Origin of the sequence: Paenibacillus arenosi, from assembly GCF_014841135.1 — a bacterium.
Classification (GTDB): Bacteria; Bacillota; Bacilli; order Paenibacillales; family Paenibacillaceae; genus Paenibacillus_B; species Paenibacillus_B arenosi.
Genome location: NZ_JACYTN010000001.1, coordinates 280,298 through 298,903, shown reverse-complemented (window position 1 = coordinate 298,903; position 18,606 = coordinate 280,298). Strand labels below are relative to the sequence as shown.

Below are 18,606 nucleotides of genomic sequence, written 5' to 3'. Positions count from 1 at the left end.
GATTTCATGAGAAAACGCTATCAGGAACTTGCAAAGTCTATTCCTAATCAAAAAAGCTGTCCAATTGTTCCATAGTCAGCTCTTTATAACCTAAATCGCTAGGTGTTACCTCCGATTCCGTACGGGAAGCGCAAAAAGAAATAAGGTAAAGAAGCTCATCGCGATAATGGTCAAGCAAAGCTCGGGCCGTCTCGGGCTTATATTGTTTGCTGCTATAGTGCAGATCCATGTGCAGCTTCCCATCTACAACAGCTCCATTAAAGGCAAAATCATTCTCCCTTATCCGATTCGTACTTTCATTGCCTTCTATCGCTTCCTCCGCTATCTGAAACAAGGTATCGTTCAAGTCCTCATCGAACTGACCCAAATAATTAAACGAAATGGATGGGCGTTCCTCGAATCGCAGCGATTTGTCGCCGGCCACATGTTTAATAATCCCATAGCCAATCCCTTTATTAGGTACGGCACGCAGCGTCTCTTTGACATGCTTAATCTGATAAGCTGGCTGATCGCTTACGGATATATCAACAACAAACGGATGCCAGCTCGTAAACCAACCTACCGTACGACTAATATCCATATCAGCAACGATCTGCTCGCGTCCATGCCCCTCCAGTTCAACAGCTACAGATGAAATGCCTAAAGCTGATTGAGCTGCACGCCCCAGCGCAGTAAGTAAAACATCATTAACCTCCGTATAAAATGCGTGGTGCACATGACTAAGCAGCATCTCTGTATCGGTTTCGTTGAAAATAAAAGACACGATATCCTCATCTTTAATATAGTAACTCGCAGGGAAATCACGGTTTATTTTCATCATCGCTTTCATCGTAGATTCCATTTCCAACCAAAACGGAAGCTCTTTTGCCATTGCCTCGCTGTCTGCATATTCACACAACCGTTCCGCCCAGAACTTGAAAGAATCCGACTTCAATGGGAGCGAAACTTTCTCCCCGTTTTTAAATTGTTGATACAGGGTCATCATATCCTCAAACAAAATACGCCATGACACACCATCGATTACCGTATGGTGGATCGTAAGGAAGAGCTTGTTGCCTTCGTTTGTATAAAAAAAGGCAGCCTTCATTAAAGGCCCATTTTCTAAATTGATACTCGTTTGAAGGTTATACATATGATCGCGAAGTTGTTGTTTGGCATGATCCTTCGCCCGTAGATCGATATGTTCCACACAGATCGAAGTATGTTGTCCTCGATTGAACTGAATCCGCTGCCCGCCTTCCGTTTTAAAGACGATGCGCAGCGCATCATGATGATTTTGTAAATTCGTTAAAATAAAAGGAAGAGCAGCTTCATCGAACACTTCGGCAACGTTCAATAGTACAGACTGATTGTAATGATGGAGATCCGCAGGACATCCATCAAAGAAATCACGCTGAATCGGTGTCAACGGCACTTCGCCTGTCACTTCATTTTGATCAGGGATGCGGGTGGATCGGGTTAGGATGTTAGCTAATTGTGCAATCGTTGGGTACTTAAATACATCTCTTACTTCTAATTTATATTGATGCTGTCTCATTCTCGAAACCATTTGAATCGCTTTAATGGAGTCCCCGCCGATAGCAAAAAAGTTATCTTTTATCCCAAATGATGTCCGTCCCAGCACTTGCTTCCAGCACTCCGTCAACTGCTGCTCTCGTTCATTTGTTGGGCCAGATTTATCTGTTCCATCGTCATAAGTATTTAAATCAATCGGTGGTAGCTTGCTGCGATCCACTTTGTCATTTTGGTTCAGCGGCATTCGCTCTAGTCGGACAAAGTACGTAGGAACCATGTAGGCTGGGAGCTCTTGAATGAGAAATTCGCGTAATGTTCCATTATCAACTACCGTATTAAGCACCATGTAGGCGGCAAGCTGCTTCGAATCTCCACTTCGCTCTTGTGCTTCCTGATCCTGATGATGGATAGCATCAATGGCAAGTACTTTTGCATCTTGAACTGCTGGATGCTTGCGCAATTGGTTCTCGATTTCTTCGAGTTCAATGCGATAGCCCCTAATTTTAATTTGTGTATCCTTCCTTCCGAGACAATCCACAGTGCCATCAGGCAGCCATTTTGCCAGATCACCTGTCTTGTACATCTTTTGTCCCTTACAAAACGGGTTGTCCACGAATGTATTCGCATTCAGCTCATCACGGTTCAAATATCCTCTACCTACATTGTCCCCAGCGATGCACAACTCCCCGACTACTCCCACTGGCTGTAATCGATTATGCTTGTTCACAATGTATACTTGCTGATTCGGCAAGGGCGAACCTATTGGAATACGGTGATAAAGATTCATATTCTGTTCCGTAACATCATAGTAAGTGGTATCTACGCAAACTTCCGTTAAGCCATAACTATTCGTAATAATCGGAGCATGTTCCCCAAGCTGAGCATACATTCGTTCTACGGTCTCTTTGGGCAGAGACTCTCCTCCAATAATAAGCCTTTTCATCTTCAATTCCGCCGTAGAGTGCCTCATCGCTTCCAGCAATAGAACGAGATGGCTCGGTGTACCATCTGTCATATCAATTTGCTTATGAATGAAAAATTCGAGCAAACGTTCCCCGTCAGCTCGCGCTTCTTCAGGTACAATATAGAGCGTGTGACCAAGCAGCAAGGAACAAAAGATTTGCTCGACAGACATATCAAATATAAACGGGGCGAGCACGGCAATTCGCAAACCTTCATCATAATGCTGATATACACGCTCATGCACACCAGCTACAAGATTCATGACGTTGCGATGTTCGATCATAGAAGCTTTCGGCTTGCCTGTTGAACCAGACGTAAACAACAGATAGGCTAAATCCGTCGGTTCATTTCGATGATCCGGATTGCCACAATCTGCTTGCTGATCCCGTTCCATCATTGTTTCTAGAAGCAGCACGTTGGACAACGGGCATTTGCCAGCTAATTCCTGTCTTGTAATGACTAGCAGCGGCTTGCTCTCTTCCACCATATATTGAAGACGGTTGCTCGGACTGTTCGGATCAAGCGGTATATAGGCTCCCCCTGATTTAAGAATTCCGATAATGGCTGCAACCATTTCCAATCCGCGTTCCAGCATGATGCAAACAGGGGTTTCCCTGTCCACCCCGCGCTCCCTCAATTCCCAAGCCAACCGATTCGATAGCTGGTTCAGTCCCTCATAAGTCATCTCCCATTCCTGATGAACGACTGCTATACGCTGAGGTGTTTTTATCACTTGCTGTTCGAACATCTGAATGATCGTCTGATGTGCAGGATAGTCAAGATACGTATCATTAAAAGCAGCTAGTAATGCTGCTTCCTCGCTTTCCGTCATGATCGTAACATGGGATACAAGCAGCGACATATCGGCTAGAACTTCTTCCAAAAAGACATGAAAACAGCGGATCAACTGTCCGATCTCAACTTCGTCATAGCTACGTCTATCAAAAGAAAAGCTGATAACGATCCGATCATCTTCACGATTGCACAAGGCAAGAAAACGATTGTTGTCATTGCCCAGCACATGCTTCATGCTGTGGATATTTTCACTGGCAAAAACAATCCCATTAAGCCAATTTTGCGCTTCAGTGGCATCTACTTTTAAGGCTGCGAATATTTCGGATAGTGGATAATCCTGGTTCTCTACTGCTTGTACAAACTCTTCTTTCATATCTAGCAACAAGTTGCGAAAGCTGACTTCTCCATCGAATTGTTTACCAACGATAACGAAATCATTCGATGCATGATCGTTTCGCAGCTCCTTGTATACAGGCATCGTAATAAAGATTTCTTCTTCATCCGTATAGCGATGCAAAAAGCCAATAAATCCGGACAGCAGCATAATAAAAAGGGTTACATCGGATTGATTACTAATATGAGTAAGCTTTTTCGATACAGTAGGATGTAGAGAAAGCTGCAATTCAATCTTGCTCGATGCTGTAGATAAGGACTCCCCCGACGGATCGGTCCATTTTGTAGGGATCACATCCTTGATATTTACCTTGCTCAGTTTCTCCAACCAATAACTCTTCTGCTTTCTGCTCCTGTGATTTGCCTTAACAAACATGCTATTCCCATCCATGAAGTACACATCCTTATCTTATTAAAAATTAAATTGGATGCTATCGTTGAGCGCGACGATCGATTCTTTTTCCGAATGGACTTCCATGCTGTCTATACTTACTTTCATATCGCCAAGCTTGATTTGCTCATCCTGCACGATGTATCGGATTACTTCTACGTAATCATTCCACATTTGATGAATCGTTTCATACTTGTACAAATGGGCAGAGTATTGATAGGTAAACTGAATTTGTTCTTGTTCTTCCTCTACCAACAGCTCCAATTCAAACTGCGATGTGTTATTTTTCTTATAGTCATAAGGGGTAAATACGAGACCCTCCAACTCCTTCTGGACTTTCTCAAAATATTGAATTTGAAAAAAAGTATCGAACAGTGGAGAACGGTTCAAATCTCGCTTAATGTTGAGTTTAGTAACCAATCTATCAAATGGATACTCTTGATTATGCAATCCTAGCAGCGCATTGTTATGCACGTCTCGTAGAAACCTTGAGAAAGTTTGCTCTGCGTTCGGGTAATTACGCTGTGGAAGTGTATTGACAAACATACCAACGACGTGTTCCAAATCATCGTGATTGCGACCCGACGTTACCGTCCCGACGACAATATCCTCTTGACTGCACCATTTTGAAAGGATGATGTTATAGATCGCTAACAAGAGCACAAACAAAGACACTTTATTACGAATCGCTATTTCCCTTACTGCAGCAGTTAAGTTCTTGTTCAGTGTAAAGATGGCCAGATCAGCTGCATAATCTTGCACATCCAATTCCCTCGAATAATCAAGCGGTAAATCCAATGGCTCAACCGGCTTTGAAAATACGTCCAACCAATAGTGCTCTTGCTGCTGAAGCAATCTCTCCCGCTCTTGTCCATTTTGCCACACCGCATAATCTTTATATTGGAGTCGAAGCCGTGGCAAATCTGTACCAGAATAAAGGGCAAAAAAGTCGCTGGCTATTCTTTCAACTGATACACCATCTGCAATAATATGGTGCATATCCAAAATTAACAAATGGTTTGTATTGCTGATTTCAACAAGCCCTACTCTAAATAGAGTATCTTGCTCTAAGTCAAAAGGCTGTACAAAACGGTGAATGATCGCTTCCACCTGCTCTTCGCTGCAGCGGAATTCATTTATGTTCAGTTCAACTTGTTCAAGGATCTGCTGTACAGGATTCTCTGCAATCAACGCAAACCGAGTACGTAAACTTTCGTGTCTATGCATCAACTTATTGAAAGTTTCTTTCAATTTCGCTTTATTGATAGTTCCTTCCACAAGGTATACGAGTGAAATATTGTAGCTTGTACTTTCCGGATAAATTTGCTGCTGAATGAACATTCTGTTCTGTGCCGCCGATAAAGGATAATGCAGCGCTGTCGGAGCCGGCTGAATCGAAATAAATCCTTCCTGCTCTTTATTCTCAATATAAGCCGCCAACGAACGTATCGTAGTATGCTCAAATATGTCTTTATAGGACAGCTTACTATGAAGCTGTTTATGAATAAGGGCAACCATTCTAGTAACCTTTAAGGAATGTCCGCCTCTTGCAAAAAAGTCATCATTCACCCCTATTTGATCGATACCCAGCACGTCGCACCATATGGCGGCTAGATTCCGTTCGATATCTGTACTCGGAGCTATATAATCCGCACTCCCACCACCTGTCGCCTCTTCTACTTCAGGCAATGCCTTGCGGTCTACCTTTCCATTTGGGGTTAACGGCAGCCGCTCCAGCACGACTACGTATTCTGGTATCATGTAGTCTGGCAAACGTTCGCCTAGCTGCTTTTTCATTTCTGATATATTTAATTCTGCACCTGTGACATAAGCGCATAAGAAACTTTCTTCACCAATCGTACTGCCAACCGTTACGACACTTTCCTTCACACCAGGCAGCTCTGCCAATCGATTTTCCACTTCTCCCAGTTCGATTCGATGGCCTCTAATTTTGACTTGGTGATCTTTCCGCCCTAAAAATTCGATACTTCCATCTTCCATCCACCTGCCGATATCGCCTGTCTTGTATAGACGTATTCCTGATACGATGGAAAATGGATCTTCTCCGAAAGCTTCTTTCGTCTTCTCCGGTTGGTTTACATATCCTCGGCCTACGCCGATACCCGAAACCCAAATTTCTCCCTTGATCCCAATTGGGCTTAACTGCCCACCTTGATCCACGATATAAATGGTCATATTTTGAATGGGATGCCCAACAGGAATTGAAGCAAGTAATGGATCTCGGTCCATCATATAATGGGTAATATCATCCGACGCTTCTGTCGGACCATATGCATTCGCCAACTGGATTCCTGGATACTTTGTAAACCATCGATCTACCAGCGCAGGTTTTAAGGCCTCTCCTGTCACCACTAATAATTTCAGATTAGCCAAGCTGTTACGTTCCGGCTCTAATTGTTCCAGCAGCACGCTCAAATAGGAGGGCACGACCTCCAGTATCGTAATGCCATCCTGTTCAATTTGATGGATAAAAGTATCCGCATCAAGCGTCACTTCATTCGGATAGATGACGACACTACCACCTAGCACTAAGCCTAAAAACATCTGCCATACTGAAATGTCAAAGCAATGAGATGCATTTTGAGCAATGATGCTGGTATCACTGACTGCAAAATCGTTTTGTTTCGCATAAAGATGGTTGATCATACCCCGATGTTCCACCATTGCGCCTTTCGGGCGGCCCGTTGAACCTGATGTATAAATGACATAGCTTAAATCGTCTGGCTTGTTAATCGAAGGCGGATTGTGCTTCGGCATCGCTGTCATCGTTGATACATCTGTCACAGTTCCCCGTGCAGCTGCTTCGACTAACAGCGCTCCGCTGTGATTCTTTGAAGTATTGGACGTATATGGCTCTATTCCCTCGTGTGTATCATTACGTGTATCCACTTCTCCTGTACCTACTGCCAACTGGTGTACTTCTTTCCATGTATATCGACCCTTGCCGTCTCCAAGCAATTGATCCGAATTCACAACCTCTTCTCGACGATTCTGCTTCTTGTCGATCTTCAACAACACGTCATAGCGGAATCTCGTCAACTCGTTGTCGATCATTCCTCGCTTGCGACTGCTTTCCCAGCTTATAATTTCTGGATAGGATCGCTGCAGTTCTACAAAGAATTGCTCATCTACGAACAAATCCTCATCCCATCCTGTCTTCACCAGTGCAGTAGGATTCGCCTGTTTATAAGCCGCTGTTGCAGCTACCAACTCCTGCTTGCGACCAGCATCCAGCAGGTCGTCCAAATAGATGATGCCTTCCTCTTTCAGCAGTCCAATTGCACTCCGGATGACCTCCTCCAAGTACAACGTGTTCGGGAAATAATGAACAGCGCTGCTGACGATCGCTACATCCACATCTGACACATCTAGACAGCCAATTTCAGCTGCAAAAGCCTGCTTCAATTCAACGTGATGCAGACCTTCTCGCATCGCACGCTCTCTATTGCGCTCGATGATGGTACCGGACAAATCAACTGCAAAGTAAGACTTCACACATGGAGCAAGCTGGAACAGCACTAAGCCATGTCCACAGCCAATTTCAAACACCTTCGACTCTTTCGTTATATATGGAGCTAACTTCACTTGAAAGTTGTCGATATATTCTTGCATTTCCTCTAGACGGAATGGTTCACCTCCAAAGCTGCTGCTCCAACCATAGTCGTTGATCGCCTCACTTGACTGCTCAGCTACCGCCTCCCAAATATCCTGCACCTGCGACTGCTTCACGCTATCAAGAGGATCATATTCGTCTAGCAGTACATAACCATGCAAAGCTTCCTGTTCCCAGAATAGACGGTCCACCTGATCAAGATGCTGACTCATTGTTACCATGAAGCCTATTTTGCCTGTCCCGATCCATTTCGTCGCTTCCTTCATGTTTTTAACAACCGCATAATCCACACCTAGCCGCTGCAGCGCTGACAGCGCAGTAATACGCTCCATCGGCTCGTCTGCCAACACACCTACAGCGTATTGCTTCACGTCACTTCCTAAGCACTGATTCAAAAAAACCGACAGTTGTCCAACACGTGCGTCACACATCTTGTAGCTCAACTGTTCTCCACCAACAGCATGCCGAACAGCATCAACCTGCATTAACGAGTCAAAATCCAGCTCCTGTCCCTGCTCCAGCAGCCACGCAAGACGCTCTACTTGGAGAACTGCTGTCCCGAATTCGGGTTCAGCCAGTTTATCCAAATACACCACATGTTCCACCGATGTACCACGGATGATACTACGGCATAGCTCTGCTGGATGTGGATAAACATCCGCTTTCGTCAGGACAACGCTCGCTTCGGAATCCGCAAGCACCGTGTGAATTCGCTCCATCGGATAGTTCACATCGATCGGTACATAAGCGCCTCCTGCCTTAAAGACGGCTAAAATACCGACCAACATCTCAATTGATCGCTCGCACAGCACGGCTGCCAATCGTTCTGGACCAATGCCCTTCGCTTTGAGCAGCCAGGCAAGTTGATTGGCTCGCTCATTCAATTCCACATACGTCATACTTATTTCTCCACACGTGACAGCTGTAGCGTCCGGCGTCTTCACAACCTGTTCTTCAAACAATTGACTCATCGTCGTATCCGGACAAAAGCCTTGCTTACCGTTAAACCCAAATAAAATTTGGACACGTTCCACCTCTGGCAGCATACTCAGCTCACCGATACCTGCTCCCAGGTGCAGCAGGGCATGCTCCAATAAGGTTGCGAAATGAGAAATGAGACGCTCCATTCCTGCTTGAGCGTATATGCCTGTATCATATTCCACCGTTCCACGAATGCAGTCTTCTTCCCGCACAAAGCGAAATAGCAGTTTACAGTCCGCATCGCCCAAATACTGCTTCGGATGAATGTTCTCCAGCATAACGACCGTGCGATACAAGGATGTTCCTGATTCTCCACTCTCCGAATGAAGCTGATCGAACAGCACGTCAATCGGATAATTTTGATGTTCTACCGCCGCAGCCAACGTCTGTTTTACCTGCATCAGCAGTTCCTTAAAGCTTGTCCCTTCTTCCATTTGGACTCGTAAAGGAAGCATCGTATTAATAAATTCGCTATTCTCATGTTCCCTATCATACGATCCCTCTCCACCTTCTACTACGTCTTGCTGATAGATGGGTGAGCCGATAACAACCTCTTTATTTCCCGTATATTTGAATAATAGCGCACTTATAGAGGCAACGAGAACGACATGAAGTCTCACATCAGAGTGATTAGCGAGCAGCAACAACTTGCTGCTCAGTTCTGCTCCAAGCTCTATTTGCAAGGAGTCCAGATCACGTTGAGGAGAAGAGGAAAGCGGCACAATGGATGGAAAACCATCCATTGCCCCTTCCCCCACGAATTGTGAAAGCCAATAATTCTTTTCCACAATGTGCTGATTAGCTGCTATAGCCTTATGAATTGAATGTGTACGACCTTTCATAAGCGCCTTCCTCTCATTCAGAACCTAAAATCTCCTTCTAAGTCCATTAGCTTGCCAACGCTTGTCGCTTGAAGCCCATGGCTTATCCGAATATCCGCAAGTTTGCAATTTGGTTGTGCAATGATATGATCAACAATTTGGATAAAGCTTCGGACAAACATGTCGACTGTAGAACGTTTGAACAGTTTTGTGCTGAATTCCAACTCAAACACAAGCGACTCTCCTTGTTGATAACTTAGCAAAACAAGGTCAAAAATAGCCGTTCTTTTTTCCGGAGAACAGGAGCGAAGCATTAAACCACTCATCTCCAGCTCTTTACCTTCATGACCTAAAAATCCAAACATAACATCAAATAAAGGATGTCGGCTTAAATCACGCTTGTGCACAACCATCTCAACAACATCTTCAAATTGGAAATCTTGATGCTCATATGCTTCCAAAAGCCTGCCTTTGACATCGGCCAAAAACTCGTAAAAAGATAGCGATGAAACGGGATAGTTCCGCAGCGCCAGCGTATTGGCAAAATTGCCGATCAATTGTTGAATATCATCATGTCCCCGGCCTGCTGTATCTGTTCCGATAATGATATCTTCCTGACCGCTCAACTTAGCAAGCAGCACATTAAATGCCGACAAAAGGATAAGGTATAACGTTGCTCCCTCTTGCAGCGCCAACTGCTTTAATTGTTCCGTCTTATCTGACGCAAGCTTAAATTCAACATAACCACCTTCAAAGCTTCGAATAGACGGTCGATCATAATCAACAGGCAAATGCAGTACAGGAAGTTCGCCTTGGAACTGTTCCTGCCAGTAGGCTGCCTGTTTTTCCATTCTTTCCGGTGCACAAAGCTGTCTGTACCACTCCGTATAGTCTCGATAGCGAACTTTCAAATCTGGCAGCTGCTCTCCTGCGTACAGAGCCATAAAGTCGCGGGCGAGTATTTCCATGGATACGCCATCTGTCACAATATGATGAATATCAACCATTAAAATATGACGCTGCTCACTTGTCTGGATGAGCCCAATTCGCAATGGAGAGGTTGATAAATCAAACGGTCTAATAAATTCACTCATCATACGTTCAGCCACAACTTGCGGCTCTCTATAATAGGACACATTCTCACATTCAATTTCTAACATACTGCTGTCGTTCAATTGTTGGAAAGGCTGCCCGTCTACAAGAATGAAGCTTGTTCGCAAGCTTTCGTGCCTGTATACCAGCTTATGAAAAGCAGCTTTCAGCTTATCTTGTTCCAAGCTTCCTTGCAGCTCCCAAAACATCGGCATATTGTAGCTGATGTCATTCGGATTTAGCTGCTGAAGAAAGTATAACTTCCGCTGCGCAGGAGCCAACTCATAGTACGGCTGATCCGCAGCTCTCGGAATCGGAGCATATGCTTCTGAACTTGCCTCCTGTACATAGCTAGCCAGTTCCCTAATCGTTGGTCGATTAATAAACTCAATGAGTGGGACTTTAACTTGCAATGCTTTATGCAACCGTGAAGCAACAACGGTCGCTTTCAGCGAGTGTCCCCCTAATTCAAAGAAATTAGCGTCAATGGAGATCTGATTCGCATCACGCTTCAACACTTCTGCCCATATATCAAGCAACTTTTGTTCTAGTGCCGTTTCAACGGCAGCAAAATGCTGCTCACCAGTACGAATAGGCGCAGGCAATCGGTCCAGATCTAATTTCCCGTTCGGTGTTACGGGCAAAGTCTCCACATTCACGAATACTTGCGGTACCAAATAAGCGGGCAACTTTCGAGCAAGATCCTGTTTCAGTTCATGGTTTAACAAAGTTAGATCGTCTTCCCTCTGAAGAGGCACATAATACGCGCAAAGATAACGGTCATCTGCTTCACCAGACCCACTCTCTCTTGCTACCACGATCCCTTCCTTTACACTTGGATGCGCTTCAAGTGCATGTGTGATTTCGTCCAGTTCAATACGGAAACCGCGGATTTTAACTTGATGATCCAACCTGCCAAGGTACTCCATTGAGCCATCTGGTAGCAATCGGGCCAAATCACCCGTTTTATACATCACACGACCCGGTTCGAAAGGATCTGGCAGAAACCTTTCTTGCGTTAGTTCAGGTCGATATAAATAATGCTTAGCAATTCCATCTCCAGAAATATAAATCTCTCCTGGGATTGCTGCAGGAACGAGGTGTAATTGACTGTCGAGCACATATATTTTGGCGTTGCCTGCAGGGTTGCCAATCGGAACAGAGAGCCGTTCATCACGTTCCACGTCAAATTTGTGGATCATACATCCAACCGTTGCCTCTGTAGGTCCATATTCATTATAAATGGCGACCTTTCCATCGAATAAACGGTAAATATCACGCGCCAAAACAGTAGATAGCGCTTCTCCACCAACAATAAATGTGCGTACATTCGATGCTTGAATACCCAACTCTTTAATCAACTTTAAATGAGTAGGTGTTACTTTAATGACATGTACCGCATCATCTTCCAACATACGCTGTATGACCATTTCTTTGTTGCCCTCGTTGTCTTTGTAAATGATCAAAGGGTGTCCGGTAGCAAGCGGAGCAAACAACGAAGTAACCGTCAAATCAAATGAAAGCGAAGAGTAAAGCGGGAACGAAAACGCTCCTTCTTTATCCATATACACGTGAATGGCCCAATTTATATAATTCAGCAATGATTGATGGGAGATAGCGACGCCTTTCGGCAGCCCCGTAGAACCAGATGTATAAATGACATAAGCCGTATCAACAGCAGTTGCACCAGCTTGCAGAGAAGTGGCTGAATGACTGTACAATTGGCTGTCCTCAACATTTAATACACGACAATCTGTATCTATCGTATGCAGGGTACGTCCTGAAACGAGCAGCAAATCCGTGCGACTATCTTCCAAAAGAAAACGAATGCGCTCCTGCGGATATTCAGGATCGATAGGCAAATAAGATGCGCCTGATTTCATTACCGCCAATATCGCAATTACCGCTTCGATGGAATGATCCAGCAGCAAACCAACCAAACTGCCTTGACTGATCCCCTTGAGCTGAAGCGTATGAGCCAACTGATTGGATTGGATACGCATCTCCTCATAGGTTAGCTCCCGTCCATCACAAATGAGCGCTGCTCTATCCGGATACTTGAATGCCTGCTCGTCAATAAGCCCGCACACCGTTGCATGTGCAGGATACGGAAGTGCCGTACAATTCCGACGATCATACAAATCGCGAAGCATCTGCTCTGGAACAAGCTCAACTTCGTTAATCGGTATCGTTTCATTGTGAACCACAGCGTGAAGCAAATGTTGATAATAACTGCTTATCGCACGAATGGTGCTTTCATTAAATAACTCCGTGCTGTATTCGATTTCAACATAAAGTTTATGCTTCGCTTCTCTCACCGTCATGCTCAAATCAAACTTTGATGTACAGCCTAGATTGTAAAATTGATCTGTTCGATAATCTTCATCTAGCTCTTCATCTTCGCGTCGATCTAATAAGTTGAACATCACATCGAATAGCGGATTTCTACTCGTATCCCGCTCCACGATAATACGTTCCACCAGTTCCTCAAACGGATAATCTTGATGCTCGAAAGCTTCCAACACATTGGTTTTGATCGTTTCCAGCCACTGCGGGAACGTCTTGCTGCCGCAAAGTTCACTCCGTATAGGCAGTGTATTTACAAACAAGCCAAGTATATGCTCAAGCTCTTTCTCATTCCGCCCAGCTACAGGTACGCCGACTACCATATCCATTTGCCCTGTTAAACGGAACAAGAGCGCTTTAAAGGCAGTTAAGAGTAGCATAAATATAGTCGAATCGTTGGCTTTACCCAGTTGACGAAGCAATCTAGTCTCTTCCGCATTGAATTCAAAGCAGAAATTGCTGCCAGCATAGGTCTTCGTCTTACTTCGCGGGTAATCGGTAGGCAAATTTAATAATGGCGGCTTGCTACTAAATTTGGATAACCAATAACTTTCTTGCTGTTGAAGTCTCTTTTTGTACGAATTGGAGTTCTGCCATACTGCATAGTCCTTGTACTGTAACGTAACGGGCTCCGGTTCAATTCCTTCCAACAACAGGCTGAAATCTCGCTGCACCACATCCATGGAGATCAGATCCGTAATAATATGATGAATGTCGATGATCACGATATTTTTATCACCGCCAACATCTATATACCCTACTCGCAATAGCGGAGCATGACTCAAGTCAAATGGCTCAACGAAACTAGCCATTACTTGAGCAGCTTGATCGGGTGCGGAAGACAAATTCCACGACGATAGTTGGAAATCTACGCTGTCATGTACTTTTTGATAAGGAACATCTTCTTGGAGCATAAACGAAGTGCGCAAACTTTCATGCCGTTCGATCAACGCTTTGAATATCTGCTCCAGTTTCTGCTTGGAGACAGAACGACCGACTTTTTTCAAAATGGTTGTGTTGTACAGGGTGCTGCCTGTATTTAATTGATCAAGGAGGTACATTCGCTTTTGAGCAGTGGAAAGCGGATAAAGTTCCTGTTTCGCCGCTGGTACTACGCGAGCTTCATCTTTGCCTATCAAGTCTTGATCCGATTTATTCAAAATAAGTGCAGCAAGCCGTTCTACCGTCAAATTGTTAAAAAACTGTTTTAGCGGAATATCGGTATTAAATTGCTGACGAATATTGGACAAGACGGTGATTGCCTTCAATGAATCCCCGCCTAGCTCTAGAAAGTCATCATGAATACCAATTTCATGGATTCGGACAATATGTTGAAAAATTTTCGCTATCGCTTGTTCTGTCTCATTTCGTGGCACCTCATAAAGGACGGACATTTCCGGTCGCTCTGTTAGCTTGAAGGATTGCTCTTGTTCCTCTGAACGAGAAGATGCTTTGGGACTAGACCATGCGTCGATTCTAGACTGCAAGTCTGCTGTCGAGTTCACGATTTGGCTTGCTGAAATACAGGCCAACACCCGCTCAAAGGCGTCAACCCCTTCAGCTGGAGTCATCGCTGTCTCTTTCCATATTTCATCCCATGCTCCATCCTCGATTTTCATCACAAGCCAGCCATCCCAGTTCACGCTCAACCACCGCTTGCCCTCGCCTCGATTTTGATAGAAGGCGTAAGCATCCAAAAATGAATTGGCTGCGCAGTAAGCAACATGACCCAATCCTCCTAGCACAGAAGAAATAGAGGACATGAGCAGACAAAAATCTAATGATTTGCCCTGAAATAACTTATCTAACACGAGCGAACCATAGATTTTTGCTGTAAACTGAGATTCGCTCTCTTCTTTCCCTGTATCGGTTACTGCAGAAAAAGCTTCGCTCGTCAGCGTCCCAGCAGCATGAATAATGCCGTGAATTTGTCTAAATTTTTGCTCGATCCTTGAGACCGCTGTCTGCATTTGCTCCATGTTGGATACGTCAGCACGCTCCAACATCAATCCACTTGCATGCCGTTCCACTTCTAACAATTTTCGAATTTTTATACTTGTTGGATCATTTGGTTCGTGAGCGTCCAGCCATTCTTCCCATGTATTCCGCTCTGGAAACGAAGAACGATGGATCAAGGCCAAATTAGCTTTTTTCGTTCTAGCTAAATAGACAGCAAGTTCAAGCGCAATGCCCCCCGTACCGCCAGTAATGACATAGACGCCTTCATCCCGCAGTATAGTGTCATCTTCCCCTGTTCTATCCAGCCTAACTTGCTCATGGCACGGAACCCATCGTTTACCGTTGCGCAAACTTACCACTGGTTCTGCGTCGACCATGTTTACTTCTGTCGCAATCTGCCCGATAACTTTCGTACTACTGATTAATTCCTCGATGTCGATATCAATCATTCTGCTGCGAATCTCAGCATATTCCTGTGGGATGACTTTACACGGTCCTAACATGGTGCTGTGCGCAGGATATAACAGCTCATTGCCGCTTACTTCGTGAATGTTGTTTGCAATGACATCCAATTGCAGATTGGTAGATACAAATATTTCAGCTGCTGCCTTCGCGACATGTAATAAGCTGTAATATCCGTTGACCTGCAATGCTTCCCATTGCTGTACGTCTGATTGTTTACATAAGCTACAAGCATGGATGATGCGATTAGGTGTGCGTTCTGATTGTTTAAGCATGCTAAACAACCTCAGATAATCTTCAAGATCACCAAGGTTCAATATAAACTCATTGCTATTCACTGTTTTAAACGCATGGCCCGACCATACTTGGACGACATCACTTCCAGCCTGACGTAGAATCTCCGCGAGTTCCGCCCCAACACCATATTCATCCATAAAGACAACATTGCAACTGCCCGTACCTGTCGTTGTTCGATTCCCATATTTAAGAGCTGACTGTTTCCAAATCGGGAAATAGAACCAATCCTCTGGCGTAGAACTTTTCCGTGTATGAATACTTTTCTGCTTTTTTTCTTGTCTTCGCTTTGTTTGTTTTACGTCCGGCCAAAAGTACTTCTTCTCAAACGGATAGGTAGGCAGAGGTATACGCATTCTACTGTCCCCATCATGATATTGCTTCCAGTCGATAGCGACTCCATTTGCCCAGAGCTTACCTAATTGCCTTAGCAAATATCGATCTGCGGACATTTTTCCACCAAACGGCTGTATCAAATCAACAACTCGATGAGCCGTGCCATCCATATGGCGTCTTATCATTGTCGACAATTCTCGCCCTGGACCGACTTCGATAAACACATAACTAGGATGTGTACAAAGCTCAGCAATACCATCAGAAAAGCGCACAGGTTCCGCAAGCTGTCTGACCCAATAGCCGTGATTCGCAATTTCTTCGGATTGAGCAGCTTTCCCCTTCATGCCTGACACATACTTCACCTGTGCTTGACCGTAACGTATCGGTTGCAAGCTGCATTCGAGCGCGTCCATAACTGGCTCCATCCATTTGGAATGAGCCGCATGATTGGAATTGAGTCTCATGCACAGTAGTTTACGCTGCTTCATCTGCTGTTCGAATCGCTCAATCGCTTCCTCTGAGCCAGACACAATGCATGACGGGTCATTAACAACAGCGATCGATACACCTTCTTCTAATAAGGGAAGCAGCTCTTTTTCCGCTAATGGGACGCTAAGCATAGCCCCCTTCGGCAGCGATTGCATCAGCTTGCCTCGCTGCACAACAAGTGACAGCGCATCTTTCAAACTAAATACGCCGGCTATGCAAGCTGCCGCGTATTCACCGAAGCTGTACCCGATAACTGCATCGGGACGTATCCCCCAGCTCATAAGCAGCTTAGCAAGCGAATACTCAAACACAAATAGGACGGGCTGAGATATCTCCGTCCGTTGTATCCGTTGTTGCGCTTCTTCTGGCGATATTGCTCCAAGCGTTGAATCTGGATATAAAATTTCCTTCAAAACAGTTCCCGTCAAGGAACGATATAAATCAAAACAATCATTCATGGCTTGGCGAAAAACAGGCTGGGTATCATACAATCCCCGACCCATCTGAACATATTGAGCACTTTGACCGGAAAACATAAATACGGTTTGTTTGACAGTCTCTTTCGTATAAGTGGCCTTCAATTGACTGTCTTGACGTGGCTTCAAGCTCGCAATTGCTTCCTCCACACTATTGCAAACGACCGTTCTGCGATAAGGATACACATCTCGACCAACTTGCAAAGTATAAGCAGCATCTTCTATATCAATCTCAGATTGATGCTCTAGAAACGCGGCCAAATTGCTAGCTGCCTGATCAAGAGCTGCTTCTGATCTAGCGGAAAGGACCAAAAGCTTGTCTGATCTTCCAGCAGGCCGAGTCGCTTCCATAGCAGGCGCTTCTTCTATAATGACATGAATATTAGTTCCTCCGAGACCGAAAGAACTAACACCCGCCCGAAGTGGATATTTACTACTTTTCCAATCTGCTAAACGGTCATTCACATAGAACGGACTGACTTCAAAATGAATCTCCGGATTAGGCGTTTCAAAGTGGAGACTCGGTGGAATTTGTTTGTTTTTCAACGCTAATACGGTTTTGATAAAGCCTGCTACACCTGACGCTGTATCTAAATGACCTACATTGGACTTGACCGATCCAACCGCACATACACGCTTACCTGTGATGTCGTAAGCTTTCTCTAAAGCTTTAATCTCGATCGGGTCCCCCATACTGGTACCCGATCCGTGCGCTTCAATATAAGTAATGCTTTCATGCTCAACTTCAGCCAGATGAAGCGCTTTACGCACAACCTCTGCTTGCCCTTCCACACTAGGGGCCGTGTATCCAACCTTGCGCGATCCATCATTGTTCATCGCTGATGCTTTGACAACAGCATGAATCGTATCCCCGTCCGCGATAGCATCTTCCAACCGTTTCAGTACGACGATGCCTGCCCCATCTCCAAAAACCGATCCTTCTGCTTTCGCATCAAATGATCGGCAATGTCCATCAGGGGATTCAATCATCCCTTCCTGATAAAGGTAGCCATGCTTCTTCGGATAGCTGACAGATACACCACCCGCCAACGCGATAGAGCATTCTCCCAACAGCAAGCCGCGACAAGCCTGATGAATGGAAGATAATGAAGTCGAGCAGGCCGAGTAAAGGGAGAGACTTGGACCTCTCAAATTCAATTTATAAGAAATTAGCGTACTCAATGCATCTTTAAATGCTAATGTTCCAGCTTCAAATCCCTCACTACTCAAGCTCGAATCCGTATAGGAAGCTAAAGGCTCCCAATTGAAATTGGTAGAAGCTCCTGCGTATAACCCGATATCTCCCTCATACCTATGAGGTGTATAACCAGAATGCTCAAGAGCTTCCCAAGCACACTCTTGCAGCACTCGTATTTGCGGATCCATAATCTCTGCTTCTCTAGCAGAGAATTGAAAAAAAGCAGCATCGAAGTATTCAATATCCTCGATATATCCTTTTGCCTTTACATAGTTCGGATTGCGCAGCAGCTCTGGATCTACCCCTGCTTCTTTCAATTCCTCTTCGGTAAAGAAGGATATCGACTCCACACCGTTACTCAGGTTATGCCAATATTCATCTATGTTACGCGCCCCAGGAAATCGGCACGCCATTCCAATCACTGCAATTTCCAAACCATTTGTATGGCTCATACTGTACCT

The 18,606-nt window shown here is 44.8% G+C and carries 3 protein-coding genes; all 3 read right to left on the bottom strand.

Going from position 1 to position 18,606, the window contains the following annotated elements; translation table 11 throughout:
* Positions 1–43 precede the first annotated feature (43 nt).
* From IFO66_RS01270 to IFO66_RS01260, 3 genes are read right to left on the bottom strand one after another with little or no spacing between them, the layout of a single operon-like run.
* Positions 44–4,057: a non-ribosomal peptide synthetase gene (locus IFO66_RS01270; protein WP_192023399.1), complete on the bottom strand. Its 4,014-nt coding sequence runs from the start codon at positions 4,055–4,057 to the stop codon at positions 44–46.
* Positions 4,058–4,078: 21 nt separating this feature from the next.
* A complete protein-coding gene (locus IFO66_RS01265; protein ID WP_192023398.1) occupies positions 4,079–9,514 on the bottom strand; it encodes a non-ribosomal peptide synthetase in 5,436 nt (1,811 codons plus the stop codon).
* 17 nt (positions 9,515–9,531) lie between these two features.
* Complete coding sequence (locus IFO66_RS01260; RefSeq protein WP_192023397.1) at positions 9,532–18,597, bottom strand: non-ribosomal peptide synthetase/type I polyketide synthase; 9,066 nt, start codon at positions 18,595–18,597, stop codon at positions 9,532–9,534.
* Positions 18,598–18,606: the final 9 nt, after the last annotated feature.

What these genes read in the sequence shown, in the direction of transcription:
- IFO66_RS01270 (WP_192023399.1), bottom strand. Translation starts at nt 4,057, where the DNA reads ATGGATGGGAATAGCATGTTTGTTAAGGCAAATCACAGGAGCAGAAAG.
- IFO66_RS01260 (WP_192023397.1), bottom strand. Translation starts at nt 18,597, where the DNA reads ATGAGCCATACAAATGGTTTGGAAATTGCAGTGATTGGAATGGCGTGC.
- IFO66_RS01265 (WP_192023398.1), bottom strand. Translation starts at nt 9,514, where the DNA reads ATGAAAGGTCGTACACATTCAATTCATAAGGCTATAGCAGCTAATCAG.